The organism is Hyunsoonleella aestuarii (assembly GCF_006148925.1).
GTDB lineage: Bacteria > Bacteroidota > Bacteroidia > Flavobacteriales > Flavobacteriaceae > Algibacter_D > Algibacter_D aestuarii.
The window spans coordinates 543,944-562,409 of the sequence record NZ_VAWB01000001.1 but is presented as its reverse complement, the minus strand read 5'-3'; the positions used below and the strand labels follow the sequence as shown (position 1 = coordinate 562,409).

The following is an 18,466-nucleotide window of genomic DNA, read 5'->3' as shown; positions in this document are numbered from 1 at the left end:
TATGCCTGTGTTAATGTAAAATGTGACATTATTTTTAAGATAAACTGTTGTTTAAATTTTTAATTGACTTTAATTCAACATTAAGTTCTTGAAATAGCGTTGCAATGCTACTTAGTTTTAATTCATCAGCATCATATTCTTGAGTATTAATACAACAAGTGAATTCCCATAGTTCTAAAACGCTTTCTTTTTTAACGTCATATGGGTTATAAAACCTATTATCGCTCCTCAGTGTTAGTGTTTCGTTATCTTTTATATAAACGCGTTTATATACTAATCCGTCATCCTTAGTTAGCACAATATAGGTACGGCCATTTTTTACCTCATTAATGTCATCTATAAATTTTGCTACAACAAAAGAGCCGTCTTTTACGGGTAACATAGAATCGCCACTAATAGGGAAAGCTCGATGTGTTCCTGTAGGTAAAAAAGGGAGCTTTATTTTTTGAAGTTGCTCTATATATTCAGGGTCTTCATAACCTTGCAAATACCCTGCTGATGCTTTTGTAGGTATAATTTCTATTAAATCTTCATTGGCTTCATTTACCGTTATAGGAAACAGTACACGCTTATTACCTACTTCAATAAAGGAAGTGTCTGTAGCTTTTCTTAAGTCATTCTTTACTAAAATATCTATAGGGATATCAAAGTAGTTTGAGAGTTCTATCAAGCGGTCAATTGGTGGTTCTGAGCGTCCTTCTTCATACGATCCTACCATAGAACGTGACCATCCTAGTTCGTCTGCAAATCGCTCTTGCGAAAACCGCTTAAGCCCTCGTAAATGCTTAATGTTGGATTGAATATACTTCACCTGAAATTAATTTTAACACTATTTACTACAAATATAAGCAATAAAAACTACAAATAGTAGCTAATTTTGTTAATCCTATGTATTTGAATTGTCACACATATTACAGCTTACGCTATGGTACTATTAAGCCCGAAAAATTGCTTGCTATTGCCTCAAAAAACGGTGTACAAACATTAGCATTAACCGATATTAATAATACATCGGCGTGTTTGGATTTTGTGCGACTTTCTAAAAAGTATGATGTAAAACCTGTATTGGGTATCGATTTTAGAAATGGAGCAGAACAGCAATTTGTATTGCTTGCAAAAAACAATGAGGGATTTCAGAATATAAATGCTTATTTATCAAGGTTTCTACACAATAATAACTTAAAAATACCTGGAAGAGCACCTGAATTAGAGCATACCTATGTTGTTTATTCGTATCAAAAAGATAGTGACTTTAATTTAAAAGAAAATGAATTTTTAGGAATTAAACCTAAAGATCTCAATACGCTTAAATTTTCCAAATGGAATAACTTCCGAAGTAAATTAGTGGTACTAAAAACAGTTTCTTTTGAAACAAAAAAGGATTTTAATACCCACCGTTTGTTGCGTGCTATTGATAACAATACGTTATTGAGTAAACTTCCAAAGAGTGAAGAAGGTAAACCTACAGATAGTATGCTGCCTTACCATGAGCTGTGTGAAATTTATGAGGAATTTCCTGAGATTTTGGGTAATACTTCTGCCATTTTAAACGATTGCAATATTGCATTCGATTTTTCGCAAGAAACTCCAAACAATCAAAAAGCGTTTACCCAGAATGAAGATTCCGATTATAAATTACTGAAGACCTTGACTTATAAAGGATTGCCATACCGCTATGACAAACCTAATAAAGCTATTTATAATCGTATAGAAAAAGAATTAAAAATTATTAAGAGTCAAAATTTTGTGTCTTACTTTTTAATTAACCATCATATTTTAGAATACGCTCGAGGCAAAGGTTATTATTATGTTGGTCGTGGTAGTGGCGCTAATAGTATTGTAGCCTATTTATTGAGAATTACAGATGTAGATCCTATAGAATTAGACTTGTATTTTGAGCGTTTTATTAACCTTTACCGGAAAAACCCTCCCGATTTTGATATTGATTTTTCATGGACTGATAGGGATGATATTACCGATTTTATTTTTAAAACCTTTAAGAATACAGGGCTTTTAGCGGTTTATAATACCTTTAAATTTAGAGCATCAGTACGCGAGTTAGGGAAAGTTTTTGGATTGCCAAAAGCTGAAATGGACGTGCTTACCCGAGGGCGTTATAATATTAACGATTTAGATAAACTGTCTCGCCTTGTCTTAACCTATAGTAAATACATTCAAGGGTTTCCCAATTACCTGGGCATACATGCAAGCGGTATTATTATTTCGGAAAACCCCATTCATTATTATACTGCCACTTTTTTGCCTCCCAAAGGCTATGCCACTACACATTTTGACATGGTAGTTGCAGAGGATATTGGGCTTTATAAATTCGATATCCTCAGCCAGCGTGGTTTGGGAAAAATTAAAGATGCCGTTAAGATTGTGGCCTATAACCATCCTAAAAAACCACCTATTGATATTCACGATATCAAACGGTTTAAAGAAGATAAACGCATCAAATATTTATTGCGAAACGCTAAAGCTATTGGCTGTTTTTATGTAGAATCTCCTGCAATGCGTATGCTTCTTAAAAAATTACAAGTAGATGATTATTTAGGGTTGGTAGCTGCAAGTTCTATTATTCGTCCTGGTGTTTCAAAATCTGGAATGATGCGCGAATATATTTTAAGGCATCGCTACCCAGAGCGTATTAAAAAAGCACATCCGGTGTTGCTTAATATCATGCCAGAAACTTATGGTGTTATGGTATATCAAGAAGATGTAATTAAAGTTGCCCATATTTTTGGAGGCTTGGATTTAGGTCAGGCCGACAAACTGCGCCGTGGTATGTCGGGTAAATTCCGTTCGCGCAGTGAGTTTTTGGCCGTAAAGCAACAGTTTTTTGATAATTGTAAAAAAAGCGGAAAATCCGAAGCACTTACTGCAGAAGTGTGGCGACAAACCGAAAGTTTTGCTGGCTATGCCTTTGCTAAAGGGCATTCGGCATCTTATGCTGTGGAAAGCTACCAAAGCCTTTTTTTAAAGGCCTACTATCCGTTGGAATATATGGTGGCGACCATCAATAATTTTGGTGGATTTTACAGAACCGAACTCTATGTACACGAGGCCAGAATGCATGGTGGTATTATAGAAGCACCGTGTATTAACACTAGTTTCAATCAAGCGATTATTATAGGTAAAACCATTTACTTAGGTTTTATGTTTTTACATGCTTTAGAAGCTAAAACCATCAAGAATTTAATTGAAGAACGTCAGCAAAAAGGAGCATTTAAAAACCTAGATGATTTTATAGACCGCGTACCTATTTCAATTGAACAAATTTCAATTCTTATAAAAATTGATGCTTTTAGATTTACGTATGTTAATAAACGAGAGTTGCTTTGGGAAGCGCATTTAAAGATAAGTAAAACTAGCTTTGAAACACATGTTAATACGCTTTTTAAAACGGAAAAAATAAACTACGAAACTCCCGAACTGCCTAGCAGTACCTTGGAAAACGCTTTTGATGAAATAGAACTATTAGGATTTTCGTTGTGCAACCCTTTTAAGCTTTTGGAAAAGTCACTCGAGATTAAATTAACAGCTAATGATTTACCTAATTATATTGGAAAGGTAGTATCTATTAAAGGGTATTTAATTACTACAAAGAACACCTCCACTTCTAATGGTAAACAAATGCACTTTGGAACATTCTTAGATTACGAGGGTTATTTTATTGATACCGTTCATTTTCCACCTGTAGCTAGTAAATTTCCATTTAGAGGAAAGGGTGTTTATAGTATTACGGGAAAGGTACTAGAAGAATTCGATTGTATTAATATTGAAGTGTTATCCATGTATAAATGTGCGGTTATTGAAGACCCTAGATATGCAGACAATAATAAAGTGTTAGTTTCATAATGATAGATAATAGAGCCATTGTACATATGGATTTAGATACATTTTTTGTGTCTTGCGAGCGTTTGCTTGATAGTAGGTTAATTGGCAAACCTGTACTTATTGGTGGTACTTCAGATAGGGGTGTTGTAGCTTCTTGTAGTTACGAAGCTAGAAGGTTTGGGGTGCATTCAGCTATGCCTATGCGTATGGCAAAAATCCTATGTCCTGAAGCTATTGTACTTCGTGGAAATTCTGGGATTTATAGCAATTTTTCAAAAGATGTTACCGATGTAATCAAAGAAAGTGTTCCGCTTTATGAAAAAACATCTATTGATGAGTTTTATATAGATTTAACAGGTATGGATAAGTTTTTTGGATGTCATAAATTGGCTTCCGAATTACGCCAACGTATTATAAAAGAAACGGGACTACCTATTTCTTTTGGATTATCTATTAATAAAACTGTTTCCAAAATTGCTACAGGCGAAGCCAAACCAAATAATCAAATAAGGATATTAAAGGGTGCCGAAAAACCATTTTTAGGACCGCTTTCGGTAAAAAAAATTCCTATGGTGGGTAATGTTACGTACAAATCTTTATGCGATTTAGGTATTAAACGTATAAAGACGGTTCAGGAAATGCCTATGCAGCTTATGCATCGGGTATTAGGAAAAAACGGTTTAAGTATTTGGAAAAAAGCTAATGGTATAGATAACAGCCCTGTAGTGCAATATCATGAACGTAAATCCATTTCAACAGAGCGGACGTTTAATAAAGATACTACTGATGTTACCAAACTAAGAGGTATTATTATTGCTATGGCCGAAAATCTAGCATATCAATTACGTCGTGGTAATAAGTTAACTGCTTGTATTACTTTTAAAATTAGGTATTCCGATTTTCAAACTTACACCCAACAACAGCGTATTCCATATAGCGCTATGGATCATAATATTATTCCTGTGGTTTTAGATTTGTTTCAAAAGTTATATAGTAGGCGTTTATTAGTGCGACTTATTGGCGTAAAGTTTAGTCATTTGGTAGAAGGCGGACATCAAATAAATTTATTCGAAGACAATGAAAAACATTTACATTTAAGTACAGCTATAGATAAAATGCGAGAACGCTATGGTGATAGAGCGGTAATTAATGCAGCAGGAATGGAAGCTAAAAGTATTAGTCGATGGAACCCTTTTACTGGAGAGCCGCCACCACTTTTAGCTAATAGACGACAATAATTTAAAAAATATCAATCGCCTTTACAATAGAATTACCAACACGTTTATAAGTAACCTTTGTCCCATTAGCACAGAAGTAATACACATCTCTAGCTTTTTGTTCTTTTGCTGAAAGTAAAATAACATCCTCAACTGAGCAATTATGGTCTTTGGCAACTTTCTTTTTTACATGGCCAATCGTAGCGCGTCCTTTTTTTAGTTGCGCTTGTATTTTCCTGTTTAATTGAGGTTCTTCAAAGTTGGTAGGAACATTACAGGAATTAGATTTTAATGGTTCTATATTCTTAACTTTTGCACTGTCCACTAAAGTAAGCGGTTGCATGTCTATGTATTCCCACGTATAATCGGCTTTAAGTAATACGCGTCTACCATCGTCAGTTTTTACAATATAATTGTTTTGTGTGAAGCCTAAAGTAATAATAAAGAAGAATAAAAGGGACAAATAGGTTTTCATAGCAACTATTTTAAAATTGAATTCAAAAATACAATTTTAATCCTCAATAAATTCTAAAATATCTCCAGGTTGACAATCTAACGCTTTACAAATAGCTTCCAAAGTTGAAAAACGAACTGCCTTTGCTTTACCCGACTTTAAAATAGACATGTTAGCGGTGGTAATGCCAATAATTTCTGCTAGTTCTTTGCTTTTCATGTTACGCTTGGTAAGCATGATGTCTAGGTTTACTATAATTGGCATACTATATAGTTAGTTTGTTTTCTTCTTCAGTTTCCTTTGCGCGTTTAAAGATATCGCCTAGAATATAAAACGCTAACCCCGCTGGGATTAAAAATGTAAACTCTGCTTTGAGTTCGTTAAAAAAGTTAAAAGTAGAATTGTTTGTTAAAGCCAAAAGAAACCGTAACACTAAAACATTAACGGTGTACCAAATAAAAATGTTTCCTATCTTTTTAAAATACTTGATGTTCTTATGACTAAAATAATTTCCTTTTTCAATTTCCTTAAGAATGGATAAAAAATAAGAAAAACCATATATAAGGTAACCTCTCCAAAAAAACAATCCAGCACTTATGGCATAATAACTCCATTGAATAGCATTTTGAGATGTAAACCAAGTGTTGCTTTTATTGGCAGTTTTTGCCCAATTTTGAAATTCTTTAAATTGATCAAAATCGAACTGATTAATATCACTAATTAAAATTGAAGCGGAAGAGAGTAGAATTCCCCACGTGATAAAGGCTAAAATATTAGCGTTGTCTTTCATTTAATTATTGTTTAACGATAACAAATATATAAAAATTATTGAAAAACAATAATTCTTTAATTAAAATTATTTTACATCCCTAATCCCGGACTCATTATTTATATTTGTTTTTGGATGAAAGACTTACCAAAAAAATTACAGCAAAAACTAGAGGAGCGTAAGGCGAGTAATGCTTTGCGGAAGCTCGATAATCAAAACGGGTTAATAGATTTTTCATCAAATGATTATTTAGGTTTTGCAAAATCTAAAACCATATTTCAGAATTCTCACGATTATTTAGTCGGACACAATATTATTCAAAATGGTTCAACAGGGTCGCGCTTACTTTCTGGAAATAATCAATTATACAACATTATAGAGTCTATGCTTGCCAGTTTTCATAATAGTGAGACCGCGTTAGTATATAATTCTGGTTACGACGCTAACGTTGGTTTTTTTTCGAGCATTCCGCAACGCAATGATATCATTCTATATGACGAATTTATACATGCATCCATAAGAGATGGTATAAAAATGAGCAATGCCAAAGCTTATAAATTCAAGCATAATAACCTAAATGATCTAGAACAAAAATGTCAGACTGAGCGGAGTCGAAGTCCTGATGAAATCGATATATATATCGTCACAGAATCTGTCTTTTCTATGGATGGAGATTCTCCCAATTTACTAGAACTTTCAAAATTATGCCAAAGGTTCGGAGCGCATTTAGTAGTGGACGAAGCCCATGCTACTGGAGTTTTTGGTAAACAAGGAGTGGGGATGATTCAAGATTTAGGGTTAGAGAATGATGTTTTTGCTCGCATCATAACATTCGGGAAGGCCATGGGGTGTCATGGAGCAGTTGTTTTTGGTAGTGAAAAGTTAAAACAATTTTTAATAAATTTTTCGCGTAGTTTGATTTATACTACGGGATTGCCTCCACATAGTTTAGCAACTATTCATGCTGCTTATCACGAATTAATTTCTACAAGTAATATTTATAAACTAAAAGGAAATATAGATTTTTTTAGAGATGAAATTATTATAAATGGATTTCAAGATATTTTTATTGAATCGTATTCTGCCATACATTGTTGTATTATTCCTGGTAACGAGAGGGTTAAATTGATTGCCAAAAAACTCCAAGACTATGGATTTGATGTTAAACCCATTTTATCACCGACTATTTCTGAAGGTTCTGAACGTTTGCGTTTTTGCTTACATAGCTATAATTCTAAAAAAGAAATGTCAGAAGTTTTAAGGTTGTTAAGTACTTTTGTTTAAATTTCACATCAATGATAGATAATTATACAATACTCGCTACTTTTCCCTATTCAACAGAGGCGCAGGTCACAAAAGCGAAGCTTGAAGCGGAAGGAATTCGTGTGATGTTATTGGATGAAAAAACGGTTGATTCCGACCCTTTAATCAGTCAAGCCATTGGAGGTGTAAAATTATTGATTCATAACGACAATGTGAAGGAGGCCATAAAGATTTACAATCATATAAGAGCTTATGAAAAGGATAAAAATGGGAATGCTATAGTTTGTAAAAATTGTGAATCAACAAAAATATTGGTTGCAGAACCTTCAAGAAAAAATATATTTTATATGCTCTTTCCCTTTTTTGAAAAAAACAAGTATCGGTGTAACGTTTGTAATACTACTTTTTAATGAACACTTATTTCATTACAGGAATTTCAACCGATGTTGGCAAGACAATAGTTTCTGCCATTCTAACTGAGGCATTATATGCCGATTACTGGAAACCTGTGCAAGCCGGAGAACTAGATAATTGTGACACAAAGAAAGTAGAACGATTAATTTCTAATTCTATATCGAAGTTTCATAAAAATGCTTACGCATTAAATACACCGATGAGTCCACATGGAGCAGCAGCTATTGATGGTATTCATATTGAACTTCAAAAAATAAAAGTACCAAGTACAAATAATCATTTAGTTATTGAAGGAGCAGGCGGTCTTTTAGTGCCATTGAATAATACCGACACTGTTTTAGATTTAATAAAACCCAATTATAAAGTTATAGTGGTTTCAAGACATTATTTAGGAAGTATAAACCACACACTATTAACCATTAAGGTATTAAAGGATAGAGGTTTTGATGTGTCCATAATTTATACTGGAAATGAGCATAAATCGACTGAGGATATTATCAAAAAAATGACTGGGGTTCCGGTAATAGGGAGAGTTGAAGAAGAACCTTATTTCGACAAAAATGTGGTTCAAGAGTATGCAGAAATGTTTAAAGAGAAGTTATGAGTCTAAAAGAACGCGATAAAAAACACCTTTGGCATCCATTAAGGCAACATCATTTGAATCCTGAGAGTATAGCAATTACAAAGGCAAAAGATTGTATTTTAACCGATGAAGATGGTAATGAATATATAGATGCCATCTCATCTTGGTATACTTGTATGTATGGACATTGCAATGATTATATTGTTGAGGCAACGTATAGGCAAATGCAACAATTGGATCATGTAATGTTTAGCGATTTCACACATGAACCTGCAGTAAAACTCTCAGAAGAACTCATTAAAATATTACCTCATAATCAAAACAAAATTTATTTTAATGATAACGGATCTACTGCCGTTGAGGCCGGCATTAAAATGGCATTGCAATACTATTTTAATAAAGGAGAAAAACGAACTTTGTTTATGGCTTTTGAAAACGGATTTCACGGAGATACTTTCGGAGCTATGAGCGTTTCTGGGTTGTCTGTATATAATGGTCCTTTCGAAGATTTTCTTATTGATGTAAAGCGTATTCCAACTCCAGATGGTAAAAATCATCATGAAATTTTGAAAATCCTTGAAACATTTACTTCTAATTATAAAATAGCAGGTTTTATTTATGAGCCTTTAATTCAGGGTGCTGCAGGCATGAAAACTCATGATGCTAAAGGATTGAATAAAATCTTAGATTTTTTTAAAAGTCACGATATCTTAACTATAGCAGATGAGGTCATGACTGGCTTTGGAAAAACGGGCAAATACTTTGCTTCAGATTATATTGAAACTAAGCCGGATATTATGTGTTTTAGTAAAGCGCTTACAGCAGGATTATTGCCAATGGCAATCACATCTTGTACCCAAGATATTTACAAAGGTTTTTTAAGTGATAATGTAGGTGATGGGTTTTTTCATTGTCACACCTATTCGGCAAATCCAGTGGCATGTGCCACAGCCATTGCCGGAATAGAGTTATTAACCTCTAAAGAAATTCAATCGAATATAAAAAGGATTGAGAAATCACATGAATTATTTAGAATGAAAGTTAATCATCACTCAAATGTAAAATCGACAAGACATTTAGGAGTGATTTTTGCCTTAGATCTTAATATAGCAATGGCACGATATGGCGATTTAAGAGATAAACTTTTAAAATTCTTTATGGATAGAGGTGTTTTTTTGCGACCACTCGGGAATACCATTTATATTCAAGTGCCATATGTAATTTCAGAAGAGCAACTTCAGAAAGTCTATAAAGTAATTGAAGAAGCTTTAGAAATAGTATAAATTTGCCACCAAACTAAACTTTTGAATAAACCAATTTCAATAACAGCGGTTTCGTCAATCTCTCCATTAGGAAAATCTTTTGAAGAGGCTTGTGAAAGCTACAAAAACGATAAACACTGTATAAGTACTTCATTATTCAATAGTGAGTCTGTTTTTATAGCCAAAATTCCAAATGAGGCAAAAGCTGAGATTAACGTTTTTAGGCAATCAGATAATAAATACAAATCACTAGATCTTAGCGTTCTTTATGCTCTTTACGCTTCTAGAAAAGCAGTTAAAAAAGCTAATTGGCATAGTTCTGATAATTTCGGTATTAACATAGGGTCTTCACGTGGAGCAACATCTCTTTTTGAAAAATATCACGAAGGGTTTCTTAAAAATAATAAAGCTAAAACGTTAAGTTCCCCGACAACCACATTAGGTAATATTTCATCCTGGGTAGCACATGATTTGCAGACACTAGGACCAGAAATAAGTCATTCTATTACCTGTTCTACAGCATTGCATGCCATGTTAAATGGTATTGCATGGATTAATTCTGGTATGAGTGATAAATTTTTAGTTGGTGGTAGTGAGGCACCATTAACACCATTTACGATCGCTCAAATGCAAGCTTTAAAGATTTATTCAAAAGAAAAGGGGGATTATCCTTGCCACGCTTTAGACCTCCAAAAGTCAAAAAACACTATGGTTTTAGGAGAAGGAGCATCAATGGTTTGTTTGGAAGCGGGTAAGAAAGACAGTGCGTTGGCAATAATTAAAGGCCATGGTTATGCTACTGAGATTTTGGAGCATAATATCTCTATTTCAAGAGATGCACAGTGTTTTCAAAAATCAATGAAAATGGCATTGAGAAATACAAATCCAGATGACGTTGATGTTGTTGTTATGCATGCTCCTGGAACTATTAAAGGTGATATTTCAGAATTCAAAGCAATTGAAACTGTTTTTAAAAATAAGGTACCTGCGGTTACTTCAAATAAATGGAAAGTTGGTCATACTTTTGGGGCTTCAGGTGCGCTTAGCATCGAGCTTGCAGTTTTAATGTTACAACAACAAGTTTTTGTTGGTATTCCATATTTGAAAGATCAAAAAGAGCCTAAAAAAATTCATACTATTCTAGTGAATGCAGTTGGATTTGGCGGAAATGCGGTTTCTATATTATTGACTAAAAACTAAAGGAATATCCTCTATAATTACTATTTTTGATTTTAACTAACTAGCAGATTTATGAGTGAGACCAAACACAATTGGACTAAAGAAGAAATTCTAGAAATATATAATAAACCTTTAATGGAGTTGCTTTACGAGGCTGCTTCTATTCATCGTTTACATCACGACCCAAATACGGTTCAAGTCTCTACATTGTTGTCTATAAAAACGGGAGGTTGTCCGGAAGATTGCGGTTATTGTCCTCAGGCAGCACGTTATCATACCGATATAGAGGGCAATGATTTAATGACGGTTCAACAAGTTAAAGCGCAAGCACTTCGAGCAAAGTCTAGTGGGAGTTCACGTGTATGTATGGGTGCAGCATGGCGGAATGTGAAAGATGGCGAAGAGTTTGATCAAGTTTTAGAAATGGTGCGTACCATTAATAAATTAGATATGGAAGTATGTTGTACATTGGGGATGATAACTGAAAACCAAGCACAACGTCTAGCCGAAGCAGGTTTATACGCATACAACCATAATTTAGATTCCTCTGAAGAATATTATAAAGAAGTTATTTCTACACGCGGTTTTGAAGACCGTCTAGAAACCATTGATAATGTGCGTAAAACAAACGTAACGGTTTGTAGTGGTGGTATTATTGGTATGGGTGAAAAGACCGAAGATAGAGCAGGTATGTTAGTCGCGTTATCGACCTTGAATCCGCAACCAGAATCGGTACCTATAAATGCTTTGGTTGCCGTTGAAGGAACACCTCTTGAAGACCAAGAGCCGGTTTCTATTTGGGATATGATTCGAATGGTAGCAACCACAAGAATTGTAATGCCGGAAACTCAGGTGCGATTAAGTGCGGGAAGAACTCAAATGACAAGAGAAGGGCAAGCGATGTGTTTCTTTGCTGGAGCAAACTCTATTTTTGCTGGCGATAAATTATTAACCACTCCAAATCCAGATGTAAACGAAGACATGAAAATGTTTGAGTTGTTAGGATTGAACCCTCAAAAGCCATTCATTAAGAAAATGCAACCACAAACGGTTGAAGCACAAAATTCGCAATATCAAGCTTTAGGAGAGAAACCAAAATGGACACGACCAGAACATTCCATTGAGCGCAACGAAGTGGCAAAAGAAAAAGCGAAAGCTGTCAAATAAATTTATTAAATAGTACATAATAACATAAAAAAACTCCGATACTAAGTATCGGAGTTTTTTTGTAAAGTATAAAAATGTATTTTTTATTCTTCTTCGTTTGAAGCTTCAACTTCAGCTTCCTCTGTTTCTTCAACAACAGGAGCAGCAGCAGCGATTCTTGCTTCGTTAACTGCTTTTTCAGCTGCTAGTGCATCAGCTTTAGCTTTAGCTTCAGCATCAGATAAGCCATCAGCTTTAGCTTGTACTTTTGCTACTTTTTCTTCTAACCAAGCATTAAATTTCTCTTCAGCTTGCTCTTCAGTTAAAGCACCTTTCTTAACACCTCCTGCTAGGTGATTCTTTAATAAAGCACCTTTGTAAGATAATAAGTTTTTAGCTGTGTCAGTTGGTTGTGCACCATTCTGTAGCCATTTTACAGTACCATCAACGTTTAATTCAACTGTTGCTGGATTTGTGTTTGGATTGTAAGCACCTAATTTTTCTAAGTATTTACCATCTCTTTTGGAACGTGCATCTGCTGCAACGATCCAATAGTAAGGTTTCCCTTTTTTACCGTGTCTTTGTAATCTGATTTTTACTGGCATAATAATTAATTATTTGAGGTTCTCGACCTCGGTTATTAATGAGGGCGCAAAGATAATTTATTATTTCTTAATTACCAGTATTTTAATTAAAATAATAAGCAAACCGGTTCTGGTATTTTTGCGTCATGCATAAACTTTAATTTCCCAGAAGAAGAATCAATACTAAAAACGGAGATATTATGGCTCCATCTATTGGCTACAAGTAAAAATTTTCCAGTTGGGTCTAGTGTAAAATTTCTTGGCCAATTCCCTTCAACGGATATGTTTTGAATTTTGGTTATTGTACCATTGTTGTTATCTCTTTCAAAAACAGCAATAGTATTTTCTCCTCTATTAGATGCATATAAAAAACGTTCGTCTTTAGATAAATGAATATCGGCGCAAGAATTCTTTCCTTCATAGTTTTCATCTAGTGTAGAATCAGTATCAATCTGTTTAAATCCAGTATCTGTTCTTTCTATTGAGGTAATAGAACCGCCATATTCATTAATAATATATATAAACTTGCCATCCTTAGAAATTTCAAAATGTCTAGGTCCTGGATTACCTTCTATATTTATAATGGATTTTGATTCTAATTGATAAGCATTATCAACAAGTTTATATTGGTAAAATCTATTTCTTCCTAAATCTGAAACGAATAAGTCGTCTTTATAAAACTTTGCAGAATGTGCATGTGCTGGTTTTTCATCCGCTTCGTTATGATCAAAAACTTGGGATGCTTCACTTATAGAGCCATCTTCAAGAATCTTATAGATTCCTATATTACCTCCCATGTAGTTAGAGACAACAACCTTAGTGCCATCCGTATTAAGCGATACATGACAGGGTGCGCCGCCATGAGTCGTTACTGTATTCAATAATTCAAGAGTTCCAGATTTTTGAATTTTAAAAGCTGAAATGGTTTCATTACTTTCTCCAACAGAATATAAATACTTTTTATTATGAGAATATGTTATAAAAGAAGGGTTCTCGGTAGATGTAGACAGCTGCAAGTTAGTTAAATCACCTGTCTCTGTATTGAAATCAAGTTTATATATGCCTTCACTGTCGCCATTGGTATACGTGCCAACATATAATGGGATGGTTTGGGCTTTACAATTAAAAAGAGCTATTACTGGTACTAAAAAATAGAATTTAAATTTCATCGACAAGTTTTTATTAATTTTATAAATGTATAATAAATTTAAGTATAACGTTATACAGTCTTAAAGACTTTTTTGTTTACAACTCTTAATAACTCCTTTTTAAAAAAGTACAAATTCTACCTATTTTTATATGCTCGTTATTTCCGAATCAACGACTAAGCAAATCAACGACTAAACGTTAAGCATGTATTTAATCTTCGATACCGAAACTACTGGATTACCAAAACGCTGGGACGCGCCCATTACAGATACCGATAATTGGCCAAGGTGTATTCAAATTGCATGGCAATTACATGATGCCATGGGTAATTGTATTGACCATCAAGATTATTTAGTGAAACCTGAAGGATATAATATTCCTTATGACGCCGAAAAGATTCATGGTATTTCTACAGAATTGGCGGAGGAAAAAGGAATGCCACTAGCTGAAGTTCTAGAAAAGTTCAATGAAGTTTTAGAAAAAACCAAGTTTGTCGTTGGGCAAAACGTAAAGTTCGATTTGAATATTATGGGAGCTGAATTTGTTCGTAAAGACTTATCAAATCAACTGCAAGAACTTCCTGTTCTGGATACATGTACAGAGCATACAGCAAGTTTATGTCAAATTCCTGGTGGGCGTTATGGTAAATTTAAATTACCAACACTTACGGAGTTGCATGAGTTTTTATTTAACAAACCATTTGCTGAAGCGCACAACGCCACTGCTGACGTAGAAGCTACTACAAGATGCTTTTTGGAATTAATTCGTTTAGAAGAATATACAAAGGAAGAGTTAGACGTTCAACCAGATTATTTCGAGAATTTTAAAAAAGAGAATCCTGATGTTATTCCGTTAATAGGATTAAAGCATATTAATCTGAAAAGAGAAAGTGCTAAAATTCGGGAGCGTTTAGAAAAAGTTGAATCTGGAATTTCATCAGAAGATATTCAACAAAACGTATCAGATTTAGCTGATGTAAGCTTTGTGCATCTGCATAATCATTCGCAGTTTTCGGTATTACAGTCTACTATGAGTGTGTCCGACCTAGTGAGTGCAGCGGCAAAATATAACATGCCAGCGGTTGCCTTAACGGATCATGCGAATATGATGGGCGCATTTCATTTTGTAAATGCCGTAAATAAATATAATAGTTCCATTGAAGATAAATTAGCAAAGGCGCTTGCAAATGGGGAAACTTTAGAGGTAAAACCTGTAAAACCCATCGTGGGTTGTGAGTTTTTTGTATGTGAAGACCATACTGATAAAACTAGAAAAGATAATGGATATCAAATAGTACTGCTCGCTAAAAATAAGAACGGCTATCATAATCTCGCAAAGTTATCTTCTCATGCGTTTGTTGATGGATTTTATTATCTACCTAGAATTGATAAAAAATTAATTTTGCAGTACAAGGAAGACTTAATTGTACTAACTGGAAATTTATACGGAGAAGTCCCGAGTAAAGTTTTAAACATTGGTGAAAATCAAGCAGAGGAAGCTTTGCTTTGGTGGAAAGAAGCGTTTGGAGATGATTTGTACATGGAGTTAATGCGTCATAATCAAGAGGATGAAAATCGTGTCAATCCAACGTTAATAAAACTCGCCAAGAAGTATGATGTAAAGTTGGTAGCGACAAATAACACCTACTACCAAAATCAAGAAGATGCTAATGCACACGACATTTTGTTATGTGTAAAAGATGGTGAAAAGCAAGCAACACCCATAGGTAGAGGTCGCGGGTATCGTTACGGATTGCCAAATCAAGAATATTATTTTAAGTCATCTGAAGCTATGAAAAAATTGTTTCAGGATGTTCCAGAAGCCATTTTAAATGTGCAAGAAGTGGTTGATAAAGTTGAAGCATTTCAATTAGCTCGTGATGTCCTTTTACCTGCTTTTGATATCCCAGATGAATTTAAACATGAAGAAGATTTAGTCGATGGTGGTAAGCGTGGAGAAAATGCCTATTTACGACATTTGGTGTATGAAGGTGCCAAAAAACGTTATGGTGAATCACTTCGCGAAGAAATAACAGATCGCCTCGATTTCGAATTAAGCGTTATAAAAAATACGGGTTATCCAGGGTATTTCCTTATTGTTGAAGACTTCATCCGAGAAGCACGAAATATGGATGTGTCGGTTGGACCTGGTCGTGGTTCTGCGGCAGGTTCGGTAGCTGCATATTGTTTATGGATTACTAATATAGACCCGCTTAAGTATGATTTGCTTTTTGAGCGTTTCTTAAATCCAGATCGAATTAGTATGCCAGATATCGACATCGATTTTGATGATGAGGGTAGAAGTCGTGTGATGGATTATGTAATTGAGAAGTACGGTGCCAACCAAGTAGCACAGATTATTACCTATGGCACGATGGCGGCAAAGTCGTCTATTCGTGATACTGCACGTGTATTGGATTTGCCATTGTTTGATGCTGATAGAATCGCAAAATTAATTCCTAATATGTCTAAGCTAAATAAGATTTTTGGTTTAGATGAAAAGGAACTCGGCAAGAAATTTAGAGCTGAAGATTTAGAAAAGGTCAATCAGCTTTTAAATATTTCTGATGGTAGCGATTTAGAAGCCGAAACCGTAAATACAGCGCGGGCACTTGAAGGTTCGGTTAGAAATACGGGGATTCATGCTTGTGGGGTGATTATCACGCCAGATGATATTACCAAATTTGTCCCTGTAGCTACTGCTAAAGATTCTGATTTGTATGTAACACAATTTGACAATTCTGTAGTGGAAGATGCGGGGTTGTTGAAGATGGACTTCTTAGGGTTAAAAACGCTGACCTTAATTAAAGACACCGTTAAAATCGTAAAAGCAAAACATGATATTCAACTTGATCCTGAGAGCTTTCCTTTAGATGATGAAAGGACCTATGAGTTATTCCAAAGAGGTGAAACGGTGGGCGTATTTCAGTACGAATCTCCAGGGATGCAAAAACATCTTCGCGATTTAAAACCTACAGTGTTCGAAGATTTAATTGCAATGAACGCATTGTATCGTCCGGGACCCATGGAATATATTCCAAGTTTCGTTCGCAGAAAACATGGTGACGAAGACATTGAGTACGATTTACTGGCTATGGAAGAGTACCTTAAGGAAACTTATGGTATTACTGTGTATCAGGAGCAGGTGATGTTGTTATCTCAAAAGCTAGCAGATTTTACCAAAGGTGAAGCTGACGTACTCCGCAAAGCGATGGGTAAAAAGCAGATTGCGGTACTTGATAAAATGAAACCAAAATTCATTGAGCAGGCTAGTGCCAATGGTCATGACGCGAAAATTTTGGAAAAAGTTTGGAAAGATTGGGAAGCATTTGCCAGTTATGCCTTTAATAAGTCTCACTCCACTTGTTATGCATGGATAGCTTACCAAACGGCCTATTTAAAGGCGCATTATCCTGCTGAATATATGGCTGCGGTACTATCTAATAATATGAACGATATCAAACAGGTGACCTTCTTCATGGAAGAGTGTAAACGTATGAAGTTGGACGTATTGGGGCCAGATGTTAATGAGAGTTATTATAAATTTTCAGTAAATAAAGATGGTGCCGTTCGTTTTGGTATGGGAGCCATTAAGGGAGTAGGTCATGGCGCAGTAATAACTATTGTAGAGAATCGTAAAAAAGATGGGTATTATAAATCAATTTTCGATTTTGCAAAGCGTATTGATTTGAGAGCTGCAAATAAAAAGGCATTTGAAAACTTAGCATTGGCAGGTGGTTTTGATGGCTTGGGAAAGACCCATCGTGCCCAGTATTTTCATGATGATGGTGATGGCATAACCTTTTTAGAAAAAGCTATAAAATTTGCACATAAGTATCAGGAAAATGAAAACTCTGCTCAAGTTAGTCTGTTTGGTGATGCCAGTGATGTGCAAATAGCAGAGCCTCAGGTGCCTCCTTGCGAAGAGTGGGGTACTATGGAAAAGTTAAGTAAAGAACGCGAGGTCGTTGGTGTTTATATTTCTGGGCATCCATTGGATGACTTCAAAACAGAGATGCGTACGTTTTGCAATGCTAATGTTGGAATTTTTAATAATCTGGAGCCTTATGTTAACCGTGAGTTGGTTTTTGGAGGTGTTGTTACAGATGTACAACACCGTGTGAGTAAACAGGGTAAAGGTTGGGCGTTGTTTACTATTGAGGACTATACCGATAGTTACGAGTTCAGAATTTTTGGAGAAGAATATTTAAAGTTCAGGCATTTTTTATTGCAGAATAGTTTTGTGTTTGTAAAAACATTTGTTCGAGAGGGCTGGATTAATAAAGATACTGGCAAGAGAAGCGACCCTAGATTACAGTTTAATAATTTTCAGTTACTGCATGATGTTATGGAAAATTATACTAAAAAACTGTCTATTCAAGTAGATATTAAAGATTTAAAAGAAGATCGAATAGAATCGCTCAAAGACTTATTGAGAATGCATCCAGGAAATCAAATGCTTAATTTTGTTGTTTATGATACTAAAGAAAAGATTAAGTTAACGATGCCTAGTCGAAAACAGAAAGTTAAGGTTTGTCAGGAGCTGTTAAATGAATTGGAAGATCAAGATATTAGGTTTAAACTGAATTAAATATTGAAAAAATTAG

15 protein-coding genes are annotated in these 18,466 nt (G+C 34.7%); 9 read left to right on the top strand and 6 right to left on the bottom strand.

The genetic code is table 11. The features are described 5' to 3' along the window. Positions 1-34: 34 nt before the first annotated feature. Positions 35-811 (bottom strand): XRE family transcriptional regulator, encoded by a 777-nt coding sequence (locus FEF17_RS02715; RefSeq protein WP_139000834.1) that lies wholly within the window; start codon positions 809-811, stop codon positions 35-37. A 77-nt stretch (positions 812-888) separates the two neighbouring features. On the opposite strand from FEF17_RS02715, the gene FEF17_RS02710 reads away from it, so the two are divergent. Beyond that, on the top strand, positions 889-3,861 hold the full coding sequence (locus FEF17_RS02710) for a DNA polymerase III subunit alpha (protein ID WP_139000832.1): 2,973 nt from the start codon (positions 889-891) through the stop codon (positions 3,859-3,861). Next, positions 3,861-5,078 (top strand): DNA polymerase IV, encoded by a 1,218-nt coding sequence (dinB, locus tag FEF17_RS02705; protein ID WP_139000830.1) that lies wholly within the window; start codon positions 3,861-3,863, stop codon positions 5,076-5,078. The genes FEF17_RS02710 and dinB overlap by 1 nt, the downstream gene beginning before the upstream one ends. 1 nt (position 5,079) lies before the next feature. Here dinB and FEF17_RS02700 read toward each other — a convergent pair whose 3' ends face one another. From FEF17_RS02700 to FEF17_RS02690, 3 genes are read right to left on the bottom strand one after another with little or no spacing between them, the layout of a single operon-like run. After that, positions 5,080-5,532: a DUF3157 family protein gene (locus FEF17_RS02700; RefSeq protein ID WP_139000829.1), complete on the bottom strand. Its 453-nt coding sequence runs from the start codon at positions 5,530-5,532 to the stop codon at positions 5,080-5,082. Positions 5,533-5,568: 36 nt separating this feature from the next. After that, entirely contained in the window at positions 5,569-5,775 is a 207-nt protein-coding gene (locus FEF17_RS02695; RefSeq protein WP_139000827.1) for a helix-turn-helix domain-containing protein, read from the bottom strand. Position 5,776: 1 nt separating this feature from the next. Beyond that, positions 5,777-6,301, bottom strand: coding sequence for a DUF2975 domain-containing protein (locus FEF17_RS02690; protein ID WP_139000826.1), 525 nt, complete (start codon positions 6,299-6,301; stop codon positions 5,777-5,779). 114 nt (positions 6,302-6,415) lie between these two features. On the opposite strand from FEF17_RS02690, the gene FEF17_RS02685 reads away from it, so the two are divergent. The 6 genes from FEF17_RS02685 to bioB are packed head-to-tail and all read left to right on the top strand — an operon-like array spanning position 6,416 to position 12,148. Then, the gene (locus FEF17_RS02685) at positions 6,416-7,564 is read left to right on the top strand and encodes an aminotransferase class I/II-fold pyridoxal phosphate-dependent enzyme (protein WP_139000825.1); all 1,149 of its coding nucleotides are present in this window, start codon (positions 6,416-6,418) and stop codon (positions 7,562-7,564) included. Positions 7,565-7,575: 11 nt separating this feature from the next. Further along, positions 7,576-7,953, top strand: a complete 378-nt coding sequence (locus FEF17_RS02680) for a DUF2007 domain-containing protein (RefSeq protein ID WP_139000824.1) — start codon at positions 7,576-7,578, stop codon at positions 7,951-7,953. Further along, a complete protein-coding gene (gene bioD / locus FEF17_RS02675) occupies positions 7,953-8,561 on the top strand; it encodes a dethiobiotin synthase (RefSeq protein ID WP_139000822.1) in 609 nt (202 codons plus the stop codon). The genes FEF17_RS02680 and bioD overlap by 1 nt, the downstream gene beginning before the upstream one ends. After that, the gene (gene bioA, locus FEF17_RS02670) at positions 8,558-9,823 is read left to right on the top strand and encodes an adenosylmethionine--8-amino-7-oxononanoate transaminase (RefSeq protein WP_139000821.1); all 1,266 of its coding nucleotides are present in this window, start codon (positions 8,558-8,560) and stop codon (positions 9,821-9,823) included. The genes bioD and bioA overlap by 4 nt, the downstream gene beginning before the upstream one ends. Before the next feature lie 21 nt (positions 9,824-9,844). After that, positions 9,845-11,002 carry a beta-ketoacyl synthase N-terminal-like domain-containing protein gene (locus tag FEF17_RS02665; RefSeq protein ID WP_139000819.1) on the top strand — a complete coding sequence of 386 codons (1,158 nt, stop codon included), beginning with the start codon at positions 9,845-9,847 and terminating at the stop codon, positions 11,000-11,002. Between the two features lie 51 nt (positions 11,003-11,053). Further along, a complete protein-coding gene (gene bioB, locus FEF17_RS02660) occupies positions 11,054-12,148 on the top strand; it encodes a biotin synthase BioB (RefSeq protein WP_139000818.1) in 1,095 nt (364 codons plus the stop codon). Between the two features lie 83 nt (positions 12,149-12,231). Here bioB and FEF17_RS02655 read toward each other — a convergent pair whose 3' ends face one another. Then, entirely contained in the window at positions 12,232-12,732 is a 501-nt protein-coding gene (locus FEF17_RS02655) for a 30S ribosomal protein S16 (RefSeq protein ID WP_139000816.1), read from the bottom strand. An 86-nt stretch (positions 12,733-12,818) separates the two neighbouring features. Beyond that, complete coding sequence (locus FEF17_RS02650; protein ID WP_139000815.1) at positions 12,819-13,880, bottom strand: lactonase family protein; 1,062 nt, start codon at positions 13,878-13,880, stop codon at positions 12,819-12,821. A gap of 184 nt (positions 13,881-14,064) precedes the next feature. On the opposite strand from FEF17_RS02650, the gene dnaE reads away from it, so the two are divergent. Next, the gene (dnaE, locus tag FEF17_RS02645) at positions 14,065-18,450 is read left to right on the top strand and encodes a DNA polymerase III subunit alpha (RefSeq protein ID WP_139000813.1); all 4,386 of its coding nucleotides are present in this window, start codon (positions 14,065-14,067) and stop codon (positions 18,448-18,450) included. The last annotated feature ends 16 nt before the right edge of the window (positions 18,451-18,466 follow it).

What these genes read in the sequence shown, in the direction of transcription:
- dinB (WP_139000830.1), top strand. Translation starts at nt 3,861, where the DNA reads ATGATAGATAATAGAGCCATTGTACATATGGATTTAGATACATTTTTT.
- FEF17_RS02650 (WP_139000815.1), bottom strand. Translation starts at nt 13,880, where the DNA reads ATGAAATTTAAATTCTATTTTTTAGTACCAGTAATAGCTCTTTTTAAT.
- dnaE (WP_139000813.1), top strand. Translation starts at nt 14,065, where the DNA reads ATGTATTTAATCTTCGATACCGAAACTACTGGATTACCAAAACGCTGG.
- bioB (WP_139000818.1), top strand. Translation starts at nt 11,054, where the DNA reads ATGAGTGAGACCAAACACAATTGGACTAAAGAAGAAATTCTAGAAATA.
- FEF17_RS02685 (WP_139000825.1), top strand. Translation starts at nt 6,416, where the DNA reads ATGAAAGACTTACCAAAAAAATTACAGCAAAAACTAGAGGAGCGTAAG.
- FEF17_RS02680 (WP_139000824.1), top strand. Translation starts at nt 7,576, where the DNA reads ATGATAGATAATTATACAATACTCGCTACTTTTCCCTATTCAACAGAG.
- FEF17_RS02690 (WP_139000826.1), bottom strand. Translation starts at nt 6,301, where the DNA reads ATGAAAGACAACGCTAATATTTTAGCCTTTATCACGTGGGGAATTCTA.
- FEF17_RS02695 (WP_139000827.1), bottom strand. Translation starts at nt 5,775, where the DNA reads ATGCCAATTATAGTAAACCTAGACATCATGCTTACCAAGCGTAACATG.
- bioA (WP_139000821.1), top strand. Translation starts at nt 8,558, where the DNA reads ATGAGTCTAAAAGAACGCGATAAAAAACACCTTTGGCATCCATTAAGG.
- FEF17_RS02655 (WP_139000816.1), bottom strand. Translation starts at nt 12,732, where the DNA reads ATGCCAGTAAAAATCAGATTACAAAGACACGGTAAAAAAGGGAAACCT.
- bioD (WP_139000822.1), top strand. Translation starts at nt 7,953, where the DNA reads ATGAACACTTATTTCATTACAGGAATTTCAACCGATGTTGGCAAGACA.
- FEF17_RS02700 (WP_139000829.1), bottom strand. Translation starts at nt 5,532, where the DNA reads ATGAAAACCTATTTGTCCCTTTTATTCTTCTTTATTATTACTTTAGGC.
- FEF17_RS02710 (WP_139000832.1), top strand. Translation starts at nt 889, where the DNA reads ATGTATTTGAATTGTCACACATATTACAGCTTACGCTATGGTACTATT.